This window comes from Pedococcus badiiscoriae, from assembly GCF_013408925.1.
Lineage (GTDB): Bacteria > Actinomycetota > Actinomycetes > Actinomycetales > Dermatophilaceae > Pedococcus > Pedococcus badiiscoriae.
In genome coordinates this window covers 2,168,785-2,183,127 of sequence record NZ_JACCAB010000001.1, presented here as the reverse complement: position 1 = coordinate 2,183,127, position 14,343 = coordinate 2,168,785, and the positions used below count along the sequence as shown (strand labels likewise).

The window sequence follows — 14,343 nt, the reverse complement described above, 5'->3', positions numbered from 1 at the left end:
CCGATCCCGGGGATGGATAGTCTTCGGGAGTGAGCGAGCAGAACAGCCCGTCCGAGGGCATCCCCGACCTGGCCGACCCGGCTACCGACCCGTTCGAGGTGGCCCGCGCGGCGGCCGCAGTGATCGCCGAACGCAGCGGCACCGACCGACACGACGTGGCGCTCGTCCTCGGTTCCGGCTGGGGCCAGACCGGCGACCGCATCGGCGAGACGCTCGCGTCCATCGACAACGCCGAGGTCCCCGGCTTCGCCAAGGCCGCCGTCGCCGGCCACTCCGGCACGATGCGCTCGGTGGCCATCGGTGACACGGGTCGGCGCGCCCTGGTCTTCGGCACCCGCACCCACTTCTACGAGGGCAAGGGCGTCCGCGCCGTCGTCCACGCCGTCCGGACCGCCGCCGCGGCAGGCTGCTCGACGATCGTGCTGACCAACGGGTGCGGCGGGCTCAACCGGGCGTGGGGCCCCGGCACGCCCGTGCTCATCCGCGACCACATCAACCTCACGGCGCACTCGCCGATCGAGGGCCCGAACTTCGTGGACCTGACCGACCTCTACTCCCCGCGGCTGCGCGACCTGGCCCGTCAGGTCGACGCCGACCTCGACGAGGGCGTCTACGTCCAGTTCACCGGGCCGCACTACGAGACCCCGGCCGAGGTGCAGATGGCCAAGGTCATCGGCGGCGATCTCGTGGGCATGTCGACCACCCTCGAGGCCATCGCGGCGCGCCAGGCGGGCATGGAGGTCCTGGGCATCTCCCTGGTGACCAACCTGGCCGCCGGGATCAGCGACCAGCCGCTGTCGCACGCCGAGGTGCTCGAGGCCGGTCAGGCCGCCGCCGAGCGGTGCGGCACGCTGCTCGCAGCCGTCGTCGCCACCATCTGAGAGCCCATCCCGAGAGGACGTCCACCATGACGTACGCCGCGCGGCACGGCCGCGGAGCTGACTCGCCGTCCTCCGACGAGGCCCAGGTCCAGGAGCTGATCGACGCCGCCCAGGCCTGGGTCGACGACGACCCCGACCACGAGACCCGCGTCGAGCTGGGCGAAGTCCTCGCGAGGGCGAAGAAGGGCAAGAAGCGGGCGGTCGAAGACCTCGCGGACCGGTTCGCGGGGATGCTCGAGTTCGGCACGGCCGGGCTGCGCGGGGCCCTCGGCGCCGGTCCCAACCGGATGAACCGCTCGGTCGTCATCCGGGCGGCAGCCGGCCTCACGGCATACGTCAAGACGCTCACGCCGGAACCGTTCGTCGTGGTGGGCTACGACGCGCGCAAGAACTCCGACGTGTTCGCGCGCGACACCGCGGCCGTCGTGGTGGGGGCCGGGGGTCGCGCAGCGATCCTCCCCAAGCCGCTGCCGACCCCGGTGCTGGCCTACGCGATCCGGTTCCTCGGCGCGGACGCCGGCGTGATGGTGACCGCCAGCCACAACCCGCCCGAGGACAACGGCTACAAGGTCTACCTCGGCGACGGCTCGCAGATCGTGCCGCCGTCCGACAGCGGGATCGCCGCCCAGATCGCGCGCGTCACTGCGGTCGCGGACGTCCCACTGGCGACGGACGGCTGGGAGACCCTCGGGGACGACGTGCTCGCCGCCTACCTCGAGGACGTCGTCACGGTCGTGGCCGCGGACACCCCGCGCGACGTCACGGTCGTCCACACCGCGCTGCACGGGGTGGGGTCCGAGACGGTGGCCAAGGCGTTCGTGCGGGCCGGGTATGCCGCGCCGATCCCCGTCGCCAGCCAGGCCGAGCCCGACCCGATGTTCCCGACGGTGCACTTCCCGAACCCGGAGGAGCCCGGCGCGATGGACGCCGCGCTCGAGCTCGCCGAGCAGACCGGACCGGACGTCGTCATCGCCAACGACCCCGATGCCGACCGGTGCGCCGTCGCGGTACCCGGTCCCGGCGGCTGGCGGATGCTGCGCGGCGACGAGGTCGGGGTCCTGCTGGGGGCGCACATCCTGGCCGGCGGGGTGGACGGCGATGCGGTCTTCGCCAACTCGATCGTGTCGTCCCGACTGCTCGCGGCGATGGCCAGGACCGCCGGGGTGCGGCACGAGGAGACGCTGACCGGGTTCAAGTGGATCTCGCGCGTCGAGGGACTGCGCTACGGCTACGAGGAGGCGCTCGGCTACTGCGTCGACCCGCGCCACGTGCGGGACAAGGACGGCGTCAGTGCCGCGCTCGTGGTGGCCGAGATGACGGCGACCCTCAAGTCGCAGGGGCGCTCGCTGACCGACCTGCTCGACGACCTGGCGGTGGAGCACGGGGTCCACGCCACCGACGCGCTGGCGGTGCGGGTCGCAGACCTGTCGCTGATCGGCACCGTGATGGCCCGGCTCCGCGACGACCCGCCGCAGGAGGTGGCGGGGATCGCGGTCTCGCGGGTGGACGACCTCGCCGTCGGCAGTGAGGCCCTCCCGCCGACCGACGGGCTGCGCTACTACCTCGAGGACGACTCGCGGATCATCGTGCGACCCTCGGGCACCGAGCCCAAGCTCAAGGTCTACCTCGAGGTGGTCGAACCGGTGGCCGGCGCCGACGCACTGCGGGAGTCCCGCGCCACGGCCAGCACCCGGCTGGCAGAGCTCAAGGCGGCGATGGGCCTGCTGACCGCCATCTGAGACACGGCTAGGATTGCTCGGTGAGCACCCCCACAGCTGCGCCCCCCTCCGTCGACGCGACGACCCGGGCGCGCGACCTCCTCGGCGTCTCCCGCCTCACCAACGCGGCCGTCACGAGCTGGCTGCACGGCCTGCCCGGGGTCGACCAGGTGGGCTGCGAGGCGCGGGCCGCGGCCCTGGGCACCCGGTCCATCAAGACGACCTCGAAGGCCTGGGGCATCGACCTGGCGATCTCGATGATCGACCTGACGACCCTCGAGGGTGCTGACACCGCGGGCAAGGTCCGCGGCCTGTGCGCCAAGGCGCTCAACCCCGACCCGGGCTACCCCGACACCCCCCGGCCCGCGGCCGTCTGCGTGTACGGGGACATGGTCGCCACCGCCAAGGAGGCCCTCGGCCAGAGCGGCGTCAACGTCGCCGCGGTCGCGACGGCGTTCCCCAGCGGCCGCGCCCTCCTGCCGGTCAAGCTGGCCGACACCCGCGACGCCGTGGCCGCCGGAGCCGACGAGATCGACATGGTGATCGACCGTGGCGCGTTCCTGTCCGGGGACTACCTCACGGTGTTCCGCCAGATCGCCGAGGTCGCGGAGGCGTGCGTCCGCAAGGACGGCTCACGGGCCAGGCTCAAGGTGATCATGGAGACCGGCGAGCTGGTCACCTACGACAACGTCAGACGAGCCTCCTGGCTGTCCATGCTGGCCGGGGGCGACTTCATCAAGACCTCCACCGGCAAGGTCTCCCCCGCCGCCACCCTGCCCGTCACCCTGGTCATGCTCGAGGCGGTGCGCGACTGGCGTGACCTCACCGGCGAGATGGTCGGCGTCAAGCCTGCCGGTGGCATCCGCACCAGCAAGGACGCGCTCAAGTTCCTGGTCACGGTGAGCGAGGTCGCCGGCGGGGACTGGCTGGACCCGCACTGGTTCCGGTTCGGCGCTTCGAGCCTGCTCAACGACCTCATCCTGCAACGCCAGCGGATGGCGATCGGCGCCTACTCCGGCGCGGACTACGTCACCGACGACTCGCCCAGCCTGTACTGACATGCGAGCCCCCCAGCAGCTCCCTGCTCCCCAGCAGCTGCCTGCTCCCCAGCAGCTCGCTGCTCCCCAGCAGCTCCCTGCCCCCGACGGATCCCGAGGAACCTGAAGCCATGGCCACGTTCGAGTACGCACCGGCGCCGGAGTCGCGCGCGGTCGTCGACATCAAGCCCTCCTACGGGTTGTTCATCAACGGCGAGTTCACCGACTCCCAGGGCGGATCGGCCTTCAAGTCGATCAACCCGTCCAGCGAGGAGGTCCTCGCGGAGATCACGTCGGCCAGCGACGCCGACGTCGACCGTGCGGTGGCCGCGGCGCGGCGCGCCTACAACGGTGCGTGGGGCCGGATGTCCGGTGCCGACCGTGGCAAGTACCTCTTCCGCATCGCCCGCATCCTGCAGGAACGCGCGCGCGAGTTCGCGGTGCTGGAGAGCCTCGACAACGGCAAGCCGATCAAGGAGAGCCGCGACGTCGACGTGCCGCTGGCCGCGGCGCACTTCTTCTACCACGCAGGGTGGGCCGACAAGCTGGACTACGCCGGGCTGGGCACCAACCCCCGCCCGCATGGTGTCGTGGGCCAGGTCATCCCGTGGAACTTCCCGATCCTCATGCTGGCGTGGAAGATCGCTCCCGCGCTGGCCACCGGCAACACGGTCGTGCTCAAGCCGGCCGAGACCACCCCGCTGACGGCGCTGCTGTTCGCCGAGGTGGTCCAGCAGGCCGACCTGCCCCCGGGTGTCGTCAACATCATCACGGGTGCGGGCGCGACCGGTCAGGCCATCGTCGACCACCCCGACATCGACAAGCTGGCGTTCACCGGCTCGACGGGCGTCGGCAAGATGATCGCCCGGTCCATCGCGGGCACGCGCAAGAAGGCCACGCTCGAGCTCGGCGGCAAGGCGGCCAACATCGTCTTCGACGACGCCCCGCTCGACCAGGCGGTCGAGGGCATCGTCAACGGGATCTTCTTCAACCAGGGCCACGTCTGCTGCGCAGGGTCCCGCCTGCTCGTGCAGGAGAGCATCGCGGACGAGGTCGAGAAGCGCCTCAAGCGCCGCCTGCAGACGCTGCGGGTGGGCGACCCGCTCGACAAGAACACCGATGTCGGCGCGATCAACTCCAAGGCTCAGCTCGACCGGATCGTCGAGCTCACCGCCGCCGGTGAGGCCGAGGGCGCCGAGCGCTGGGACAACGGCTGCGAGCTGCCCAGCAAGGGCTTCTGGTTCCGGCCGACGGTCTTCACCGGCGTCAGCCAGGGCCACCGGATCGCCCAGGAGGAGATCTTCGGGCCGGTCCTGTCGGTGCTGACCTTCCGCACGCCGCACGAGGCGGTGGCCAAGGCCAACAACACGCCCTACGGACTGTCCGCGGGGATCTGGACCGAGAAGGGCTCGCGCATCCTCTGGATGGCCGACCAGCTGCGGGCCGGCGTCGTCTGGGCCAACACGTTCAACAAGTTCGACCCGACCAGCCCCTTCGGTGGCTACAAGGAGTCGGGCTACGGCCGGGAGGGTGGCCGCCACGGCCTCGCCGCCTACGTCACGACGGGAGACAGCAAGTGAGCCCCACCGCCACGCGGTCGACAGGCACCACGCGGTCGACAGACAGCGCACGCGTCGACGTGAGGAAGACCTACAAGCTCTACATCGGCGGCAAGTTCCCCCGCTCCGAGTCGGGCCGCTCCTACGAGGTCGTCGACAGCCGGGGTCGGTTCCTCGCGAACGCCGCGCAGGGTTCGCGCAAGGACGCCCGTGACGCGGTCGTCGCCGCCCGGGGTGCGTTCGGCGGCTGGGCCGGCGCCACGGCATACAACCGGGGGCAGGTGCTCTATCGCGTCGCCGAGGTGATGGAGGGCCGCCGCGACCAGTTCGTGGCAGAGGTGCGGGCCAGCGAGGGTGTCACCGAGCGTCGCGCCGAGACCATCGTGTCCGAGGCCATCGACCGCTGGGTCTGGTATGCCGGGTGGACCGACAAGCTCGCGCAGATCCTCGGCGGGCTCAACCCCGTCGCAGGACCCTACTTCGACATCTCCGCCCCCGAGCCGACCGGCGTCGTGGCCGTCCTTGCGCCGCAGGGCAGCTCGCTGCTCGGCCTCGTCTCGGTGCTCGCCCCGGTGGTCTGCTCCGGCAACACCGCGGTCGTCCTGACCAGCGAGCGGCGTCCACTGCCGGCGGTCACCCTGTCCGAGGCGCTGGCCACCTCCGACGTCCCCGGCGGGGTCATCAACCTCATCACCGGACGGACCGCCGAGGTCGCACCGTGGCTGGCGTCCCACCGCGACGTCAACGCGATCGACCTCACCGGTGCCGCGGACGCCGAGGGGGTCAGCTGGGGCGACCTCGAGCTGGCGGCAGCCGAGAACCTCAAGCGGGTCCTGCGGCCTGCGGGCGAGGGTTCCGACGCGGTCGAGCCCGACTGGTCGCGCACCCCGGACCTCGCACGCGTCACGGCTTTCCTCGAGACCAAGACGGTCTGGCACCCCAAGGGCCGTTGACTCCGGCGACCCGGGCCCGCGTGGTGGTCCTCGCGGGTCCCAGCGGCGCCGGCAAGTCACGGCTCGCCGCACGCCTCCAGGGTGCCCACGGCTGGCCGATCGTGCGGCTGGACGACTTCTACCGCGATGAGGACGACCCGGCCATGCCGCGCAGCGAGGAGCTGGGCATCGTCGACTGGGACCACCCCGACTCCTGGAACCGCTCGGCCGCCGTCGACGCCATCCAAGCCTTGGTCGCGACGGGCGAGGTCGAGACCCCGGTGTACGACATCGCGCACAGCAGGGCAGTCGACACCACGACCGTCCGTGCCTCGCCGGACGACCTGATCCTCGCGGAGGGCATCTTCGCGGCCGAGATCATCCCTGACCTGCGCGAGCGCGGGCTGCTCGCCGGCGCCTACTGCGTGCACCACCACCGCGGGGTCACGTTCGTCTGGCGGCTGCTGCGCGACCTGTCCGAGCACCGCAAGCCGCCGTGGACGCTGGTCCGCCGCGGCCTGGCGCTGATGCGCGACGAACCCCGCGTCGTCGCGCGCCAGGAGTCCCTGGGAGCGGTCTCGGCCCGCGCCAAGGACCTCGAGCCCCTGCTCTCCGCCCTCGCACGCTGACCGGGGCACCCACCACCGGGCTCCTGCCCCCCGACCCGATCGGCTGACGCCCGAGATCCCAGCTCTCGGCACCGTGGCGGGTCCACAGGCCCGAGAGCTGGGATCTCGGGCCTGGTCAGGCCTGCGCGTGCTCGGACAGGGCGGCGTAGCCGGGCTTCACGACACCCTCGATGATCGCCAGGCGCTCCTCGAACGGGATGAACGCGGACTTCATCGCGTTGATGGTGACCCAGCGCAGGTCCTCCATGGTCCAGCCCGCGTCCTGGACCAGCAGTCCCATCTCGCGAGACATCGAGGTGCCGCTCATCAGCCGGTTGTCGGTGTTGACCGTCACCCGGAACCGCAACCGCTTGAGCAGCGAGATCGGGTGCAGCGCCACGGATTCCGCGGCACCGGTCTGCACGTTGCTGCTCGGGCACATCTCCAGCGGGATCCGGGTGTCCCTGACGTATGCCGCGAGGCGGCCGAGGTGCACCTCGGCCGCCTCGGCCGAGACCGCCGCCGCCACGTCCTCACCGAAGGCCTTGTCACCGACCGTGATGTCGTCCACGATCCGCACCCCGTGACCGAGCCGGTCGGCCCCGCACCACTGGATCGCCTCCCAGATGCTCGGGAGCCCGAACGCCTCTCCGGCGTGGATCGTGAAGTGCGCGTTCTCGCGACGGAGATACTCGAAGGCGTCGAGGTGGCGAGTCGGAGGGAAGCCCGCCTCCGCCCCCGCGATGTCGAACCCCGCGACCCCCCGGTCGCGGTACCGGACCGCGAGCTCGGCAATCTCGGTGCTCTTGGCGGCGTGCCGCATCGCCGTCAGCAGGGCGGTGACCCGGATGGGCGTGCCGGCCTGGGCAGCCAGGTCCTCGCCCTCGCGGAACCCGGCGTTGACCGCTTCGACGACGTCCTCGAGCGACAGACCCTGCGAGAGGTGCTGCTCCGGGGCATACCGGCTCTCGGCGTAGACGACGCCGTCGGTGGCGAGGTCCAGGACGCTCTCGCGGGCCACCCGACGCAGCCCTCCGGTGGTCTGCATGACCGCCAGCGTGTGGTCGAAGGTCTCGAGATACCGCACCAGCGAGCCGGAGTCCGCACTCTCACGGAACCACGCGCCCAGGCTGTCGGCGTCGGTGGCCGGCAAACCGGCATACCCGATCTCGTCGGCGATCTCGATGATGGTCTGCGGACGCAGGCCACCGTCGAGGTGGTCGTGCAGCAGCGCCTTCGGTGCGCGCCGCACCTGGTCATCCAGGGCCGTCGCGCTCGGGTCGGAGGCCCCGTCGGAGCCCTTGCGACCGAAGATCACGCGCCCTCCTCCTCGCGGTTGACGGTGTCGGGACTGAACGCCGGGAGGCAGACGGCGACGTACTCGGCACCCTCGGAACCGGTGGAGTAGCGGATCCGCTCACCAGCCCGGGTGACCACGCTCTGACCGGCCTCGACGCGCAGGGTGCCGCCGTCGTGGTCGACCAGCACGGCCCCGGAGATGACGAGGGTGATCTCGTCGAACGCGGGCGCCTGGAACGGCTCCGTCCAGTCGGCCGGCGCCTTCATGTGGGCCACCGAGACGGCCTCGCTGCCGGTGTTCACCCGGCCGACGTGTTCGTCGATGATCTTGCCGCCGGGCACGGGGATGGTCGTGGGTTTCGCGATGAGCTCAGGCACACGGCCACCCTAGCCCCGAGCGTGGGAGCCTACCGACCCGCTGTCGTCAGGAGATCTTCTCGATGACGAGCGGCAGCAGGTCGGGGCGCGACCCCTCGGGGGCGATGGTGAAGGCGCCCTCGAGCGACTCCAGGGCCCGCTCGAAGCGCTCGGGGGTGTCGGTGTGCAGGGTCAGCAGGCGCTCGCCACCCCGGACGGTGGCACCCGGCTTGGCGTGCATGACCACACCGGCGCCGGCCTGGACCGGGTCCTCCTTGCGCGCCCGGCCGGCGCCGAGACGCCAGGCAGCCACGCCGATCTTGAGGGCGTCGAGCTCGGTCAGCACGCCGTCCGCGGGCACCAGCACCTCGTGGGTCTCCTTGGCGACGGGCAGCTCGGCGTCGGGGTCTCCGCCCTGGGCCCGGATCATCGCCTTCCACGCGTCCATGGCCCGGCCGTCCTTGAGCGCGTCGGCCGGGTCGACCTCCTCGCGACCTGCAGCGGCGAGCATCTCGCGAGCCAGGGCCAGCGTCAGCTCGACGACGTCCTCGGGCCCGCCACCCGCGAGCACCTCTACGGACTCGCGCACCTCGAGCGCGTTGCCCGCGGTGAGCCCGAGGGGAACCTGCATGTTGGTCAGCATCGCGACCGTCGTGACGCCCGCATCGGTGCCGAGGTCGACCATGGTGCGCGCGAGCTCGCGGGCGTCGTCGACGGTCTTCATGAAGGCGCCGCTGCCGACCTTCACGTCGAGCACCAGCGCGCCGGTGCCCTCGGCGATCTTCTTGCTCATGATCGAGGAGGCGATGAGCGGGATGGCTTCGACGGTGCCCGTGACGTCACGCAGGGCGTAGAGCTTCTTGTCGGCCGGTGCGAGACCGTCGCCGGCGGCACAGATGACGGCGCCGACCTCTTCGAGCTGCCTCATCATCTGCTCGTTGCTCATCGCCGCCCGCCAGCCGGGGATCGACTCGAGCTTGTCGAGGGTGCCACCGGTGTGGCCGAGTCCGCGGCCCGAGAGCTGCGGGACGGCCACCCCACACGCGGCCACGAGCGGCGCCAGCGGAAGCGTGATCTTGTCGCCGACCCCGCCGGTCGAGTGCTTGTCGGCCGTCGGGCGCGACAGGGACGAGAAGTCCATCCGCTCACCGCTGTTGATCATGGCCGACGTCCAGCGGGCGATCTCGCGCCGGTTCATCCCGTTGAGCAGGATCGCCATCGCCAGGCTGGACATCTGCTCGTCGGCGACGGCCCCGCGCGTGTAGGCGTCGATGACCCAGTCGATCTGCCCGTCGGACAGCTCGCTGTTGCCCCGCTTGGTGATGATCACGTCGACGGCGTCGAAGGCTTCACTCATGTGGCCATCGTGTCAGATCGTCGTGAGACCCAGGCCAGGTACTAGGGCGGGGTTCAGGCCGGGTGTGCGGCCGCGGTCAGGTTGTCCGGGCCGAAGGCCTGGGGCAGCACCTCGCGCATCGGCAGCACGCCCTCGGGAGTCAGCAGCAGGCAGTCAGGTCCGCCGTTCTCCCAGAGCAGCTGGCGACAGCGGCCACAGGGCATGAGTGGTTGCCCGTCGCCCCCGACGCAGGAGACGGCGACGAGCCGTCCGCCGCCGGTCGCGTGCAGCTCCGAGACCATGCCGCACTCGGCGCACAGCCCGACGCCGTAGGCCGCGTTCTCCACGTTGCACCCGGCGACGACGCGACCGTCGTCGACGATGCCCGCAACGCCCACCGGGAAGTTCGAGTAGGGGGCGTAGGCCTTGCCCATGATGTCGATCGCCTTGGCGCGCAAGGCTTCCCAGTCCACATCCTCTGGAGCGGGAGGTGCGGTATGCCGCGAAGCCGGCTCCGCGGCATACCCGTCGCCCGGCTGGCCCTCAGGGTCGGGAGACACCTAGTGCCCCTCGCCCTTGCGGTAGATCTGGCCGTCGGCCGCCGGCATGCGCAACCGCTGCGAGGCGAAGGCGAGCACCAGCAGCGTGGTGACGTACGGGGTGGTGCCGGTGAGCTCGGCCGGCACGGCGTCGGAGGCGAAGTACCACCAGCCGACGAGGACCCCGACCGCGATGGCCAGGGCCCCCTGCACGATCCGCTGGTTGCGCACGATCTGCCACACTCCGACGGCCACGAGCAGGACCGCGAACAGGAGCAGGAAGGCGTGCACCGTGGCGCCGCCGCGCAGCTGTACCGCGTCGGTGTAGCCGAACAGCGCGGCGCCGGTGAGCAGGCCACCGGGTCGCCAGTTGCCGAAGATCATGGCCGCGAGGCCGATGTAGCCACGGCCACCGGTCTGGCCGTCGCGGTAGATGTTCGCCGCGACGAGAGCCAGGAAGCCACCGCCGAGACCGGCGAGACCCCCGGAGATGATGACGGCGAGGAACTTGTAGCGCAGCACGTTGACGCCGAGCGACTCCGCCGCGACCGGGGACTCCCCGACCGAGCGCAGGCGCAGGCCGAACGACGAGCGCCACAGGACCCACCACGTCCCGACGAACAACAGCAGCGCGATGATGGTCAGGATCGACATGTTGGTGCACAGGGCACGCAGCACCGCCGCCAGGTCGCTGACGAAGAACCAGTTCTTCCGCTCCACCGTGCCGAGCCCACTGGACACCCCGGGCAGGGTGAAGTTCGGCAGCGACCGGATCTGCGGCGACTGCGTGGGACCACCGCCGGGCAGCCCGTTGAAGAAGCGGGCCGCAAGGTACTTCGCGACGCCCAGGCCGATGATGTTGATGGCGACACCCGAGACGATGTGGTCGACCCCGAAGGTCACCGTGGCGGTCGCGTGGATCAGGCCGCCGAGCATGCCCATGAGGATCGCGCCGAGGACGCCCGCCCACGGGCCCATGTGGTAGCCGAAGAACCCGGCCCCCCAGGTCCCGAGGATCATCATGCCCTCGAGCCCGATGTTGACCACGCCCGCGCGTTCGGACCACAGGCCGCCGAGACCGGCCAGGCCGATCGGGACGGCCAGACCGATCGCGGCGGCGAGGGCGCCGGACGAGGCGATGTCGTCGGCGCCGGTCACCAGTCGCAGCACCGAGATGACGAGGAGCGCACCGACAGCGACGACGGCGTACTCGCGCGGGCCGAACCGACGACGACGGGGACGGTCCAGCACGGTCTGGGTGCCGACTTCGAGTCCGGCGGCGCTCATGCGGGGGCTCCTTCCGTGACCGAGGCGGCTTGTCGCTGGGCGGCGAGCTCACGGGCGACCCGGGCCTGCTCGAGGCGCTTGTCGGCCCGCCGGATCAGCTCGTAGGCGATGACCACGGCGAACAGGATCACGCCCTGGATGATGTTGACGAGCTCCTGGGCGACGTTCGCCTGGATCTGCAGGGCGTTGGACTGCACGTCCAGGAACGCCCACAGGATCGAGGCGAAGGCGATCCCGACCGCGTTGTTCCGGCCCAGCAGGGCGATGGCAATGCCGGCGAAGCCAAGCCCCGCCTGGAAGGTCGTGCCGTAGTTGTGGTCCTGCCCGAACAGCAGCGGCATCCCGACCAGGCCCGCGAGCGCACCCGAGGCGATCATCGCGGTCGTCACCATCCGCGGCACCTTCACGCCGCTGGCGACGGCCGCGCTCTCGGACCGACCGGTGGCGCGGAGGTCGAAGCCGAACCGCGTCTTGCCGAGGACGAACCAGTAGAGGAACCCGACGAGCAGCGACAGCACGATCAGCGTGTAGACGCGGTTGGTCGCTCCCGGGATCAGCGTGAAGCCCTGGAGCTGGGAGGAGTCCGGGATGGTCTTGGTCTCGATGCTGTTGGAGCCGGCGTGCCGATCGGACACCGTCACCAGCAGCCAGCTCACCACGCCGGTGGCGATGGCGTTGAGCATGATGGTGGAGATCACCTCGGACACACCGCGTTTCACCTTCAGGTATGCCGCGATGCTGGCCCACAGCCCACCGGCCACCATCGCGATGGCGATCGACGCGAGGATGTTCAGCCAGCCGGGCAGCCACGCCTGGCCTGCGAAGACGGCTGCGGCGAAGACGGCCACGCGGTACTGGCCGTCGACCCCGATGTTGAACAGGTTCATCCGGAACCCCACCGCGACGGCGATCGCGGAGAGGTAGAAGACCGAGGCGGCGTTGACCACGTTGACCATCTGGCGCGGCTTGGGCACGGCGAGGATGGTCTTCCAGACGTCCCACACCGGGTCCCCGACCGCCGCGAGCACCAGCGAGGTGACGACGAACGCGACGACGAGGGCAAGGACCGGTGCGGCCATGCTCATCAGGATCCGGCGCACGTTGAGCGGCTTCACCGCGACTCCTCCTTCTCGCCGGCTCCGGTCATCGCCGCACCGAGGTCCTCGGCCGTCACGTGGTCCGGGTCGAAGTCACCGGAGAGCTTGCCTCGCAGGATGACGCGGATGGTGTCGGACAAGCCGATCAGCTCCTCCAGGTCGGCCGAGATGAGCAGCACCGCAAGCCCCTCGCGGCGGGCGTCGCGGATGAGGTCCCAGATGCTCGACTGAGCGCCGACGTCGACGCCCCGGGTCGGGTGGGCGGCGATGAGGACCTTGGGTTGGTGGCTCATCTCGCGGCCGATGATGAGCTTCTGCTGGTTGCCGCCTGAGAGCGAGCCCGCCGTGACGAAAATGGAAGGGGTGCGCACGTCGTAGGTCTTGACGATGCGCTCGGTGTCGGCCTTGGCCGCGGCGGCGTCGATGAGCTGGCCCTTGACGTTGGGCGCCTCGGTCTGGTGACCGAGGATGCGGTTCTCCCACAACGGCGCCTCGAGCAGCAGGCCGTGGCGGTGCCGGTCCTCGGGGATGTAGCCGACACCGGCCTCACGGATCTCACGGGTGTGCCAGTCGGAGATGTCGACGTCGCCGAGGAAGACCTGGCCCGAGGTGGGTTCGCGCATGCCCATGATGACCTCGACGAGCTCTGCCTGCCCGTTGCCCTCGACGCCGGCGATGCCGAGCACCTCGCCGGCATGGATCGTCAGCGAGATCCCGTCGAGGATCGGGCGCCCGGTGCCGCCGCCGAGCGCCAGGTCGTCGACCCTGAGCAGCACCCGGTCGGTGACCGTGGACTCCTCGGTCGTCGGCGAGGGGAGCTCGGACCCGACCATCAGCTCGGCGAGCTGGCGGGCGTTGACGGACTTGGGGTCGACGGTGTCGATCGTCGTGCCACGACGGATCACCGTGATCGAGTCGGCCACCCTCAGCACCTCGTCGAGCTTGTGCGAGATGAACAGCACGGTGAGTCCCTCGTCCTTGAGCTCGGCGAGCTGGTCGAAGAGCTCGTCGACCTCCTGCGGCACGAGGACGGCCGTGGGCTCGTCGAGGATGAGCGTCTTGGCGCCGCGGAACAGCACCTTGAGGATCTCGATCCGCTGACGGGCGCCCACGCCGAGGTCCGCAACCAGGGCGTCGGGGTCCACGTCCAGCTTGTAGGCGTCGGAGATCCGCATGATCTCGCGTCGCGCGCTGTCGCCGATCCCGTGCAGCTTCTCGGCGCCCAGCACGACGTTCTCGAGGACGGTGAGGTTGTCGGCGAGCATGAAGTGCTGGAAGACCATGCCGATCCCGGCGGCGATCGCGTCCGCGGGCGAGTGCAGGTTGACCAGCCGGCCGTCGATCTTGATCGTGCCCTCGTCGGGACGCTGCACGCCGTACAGGATCTTCATCAGGGTCGACTTGCCGGCGCCGTTCTCACCGACGATCGCATGGACGGTGCCTCGCCGGACGGAGAAGGCGATGTCCTTGTTGGCGACCACGCCCGGGAATCGTTTGGTGATCCCCTCGAGCTCGACGGCGGGGGCACCGGCGTCGGTCGTGGTCTGCGTCATCGGGGGGGAGGCGGTGATGGTTCACACTCCTGGTCCGGGCCCGCGGCATGGCGGGCGGGGGGCGCATTTCGGGCACCTGCGGCGAGGGTCGGATGCCGTGTGCGGGGTCGCTCAGGGAAGCACGGGTGCTGGTAGTTCAA

General features: G+C 70.8%; 13 protein-coding genes. 6 read left to right on the top strand and 7 right to left on the bottom strand.

What is annotated here, in order from left to right; translation table 11 throughout:
* Positions 1 to 29: 29 nt before the first annotated feature.
* The 6 genes from BJ986_RS10430 (at position 30) to BJ986_RS10405 (ending at position 6,756) form a co-directional block, all read left to right on the top strand.
* Positions 30 to 881, top strand: coding sequence for a purine-nucleoside phosphorylase (locus BJ986_RS10430; protein ID WP_337795134.1), 852 nt, complete (start codon positions 30 to 32; stop codon positions 879 to 881).
* A gap of 26 nt (positions 882 to 907) precedes the next feature.
* The gene (locus tag BJ986_RS10425; RefSeq protein ID WP_179421921.1) at positions 908 to 2,620 is read left to right on the top strand and encodes a phospho-sugar mutase; all 1,713 of its coding nucleotides are present in this window, start codon (positions 908 to 910) and stop codon (positions 2,618 to 2,620) included.
* A gap of 20 nt (positions 2,621 to 2,640) precedes the next feature.
* The gene (deoC, locus tag BJ986_RS10420; protein ID WP_179421920.1) at positions 2,641 to 3,657 is read left to right on the top strand and encodes a deoxyribose-phosphate aldolase; all 1,017 of its coding nucleotides are present in this window, start codon (positions 2,641 to 2,643) and stop codon (positions 3,655 to 3,657) included.
* A gap of 110 nt (positions 3,658 to 3,767) precedes the next feature.
* Positions 3,768 to 5,216, top strand: a complete 1,449-nt coding sequence (locus BJ986_RS10415; protein WP_179421919.1) for an aldehyde dehydrogenase family protein — start codon at positions 3,768 to 3,770, stop codon at positions 5,214 to 5,216.
* A 59-nt stretch (positions 5,217 to 5,275) separates the two neighbouring features.
* On the top strand, positions 5,276 to 6,148 hold the full coding sequence (locus BJ986_RS10410) for an aldehyde dehydrogenase family protein (protein ID WP_202881227.1): 873 nt from the start codon (positions 5,276 to 5,278) through the stop codon (positions 6,146 to 6,148).
* The gene (locus BJ986_RS10405; protein ID WP_179421917.1) at positions 6,145 to 6,756 is read left to right on the top strand and encodes a uridine kinase family protein; all 612 of its coding nucleotides are present in this window, start codon (positions 6,145 to 6,147) and stop codon (positions 6,754 to 6,756) included. Before BJ986_RS10410 ends, BJ986_RS10405 begins: the two co-directional genes overlap by 4 nt.
* A gap of 115 nt (positions 6,757 to 6,871) precedes the next feature.
* Here BJ986_RS10405 and BJ986_RS10400 read toward each other — a convergent pair whose 3' ends face one another.
* From BJ986_RS10400 to BJ986_RS10370, 7 genes are all read right to left on the bottom strand, one after another.
* The gene (locus tag BJ986_RS10400; RefSeq protein ID WP_179423745.1) at positions 6,872 to 7,999 is read right to left on the bottom strand and encodes an adenosine deaminase; all 1,128 of its coding nucleotides are present in this window, start codon (positions 7,997 to 7,999) and stop codon (positions 6,872 to 6,874) included.
* Positions 8,000 to 8,049: 50 nt separating this feature from the next.
* Positions 8,050 to 8,412 carry a cupin gene (locus BJ986_RS10395; RefSeq protein ID WP_179421916.1) on the bottom strand — a complete coding sequence of 121 codons (363 nt, stop codon included), beginning with the start codon at positions 8,410 to 8,412 and terminating at the stop codon, positions 8,050 to 8,052.
* Positions 8,413 to 8,458: 46 nt separating this feature from the next.
* Positions 8,459 to 9,748: a thymidine phosphorylase gene (locus BJ986_RS10390; protein ID WP_179421915.1), complete on the bottom strand. Its 1,290-nt coding sequence runs from the start codon at positions 9,746 to 9,748 to the stop codon at positions 8,459 to 8,461.
* A gap of 53 nt (positions 9,749 to 9,801) precedes the next feature.
* Positions 9,802 to 10,200 (bottom strand): cytidine deaminase, encoded by a 399-nt coding sequence (locus BJ986_RS10385; protein WP_337795452.1) that lies wholly within the window; start codon positions 10,198 to 10,200, stop codon positions 9,802 to 9,804.
* A gap of 87 nt (positions 10,201 to 10,287) precedes the next feature.
* On the bottom strand, positions 10,288 to 11,553 hold the full coding sequence (locus BJ986_RS10380; RefSeq protein ID WP_179421914.1) for an ABC transporter permease: 1,266 nt from the start codon (positions 11,551 to 11,553) through the stop codon (positions 10,288 to 10,290).
* On the bottom strand, positions 11,550 to 12,668 hold the full coding sequence (locus tag BJ986_RS10375) for an ABC transporter permease (RefSeq protein ID WP_337795131.1): 1,119 nt from the start codon (positions 12,666 to 12,668) through the stop codon (positions 11,550 to 11,552). The genes BJ986_RS10380 and BJ986_RS10375 overlap by 4 nt, the downstream gene beginning before the upstream one ends.
* Positions 12,665 to 14,203, bottom strand: a complete 1,539-nt coding sequence (locus BJ986_RS10370; RefSeq protein WP_179421913.1) for an ABC transporter ATP-binding protein — start codon at positions 14,201 to 14,203, stop codon at positions 12,665 to 12,667. Before BJ986_RS10370 ends, BJ986_RS10375 begins: the two co-directional genes overlap by 4 nt.
* Positions 14,204 to 14,343 lie beyond the last annotated feature (140 nt).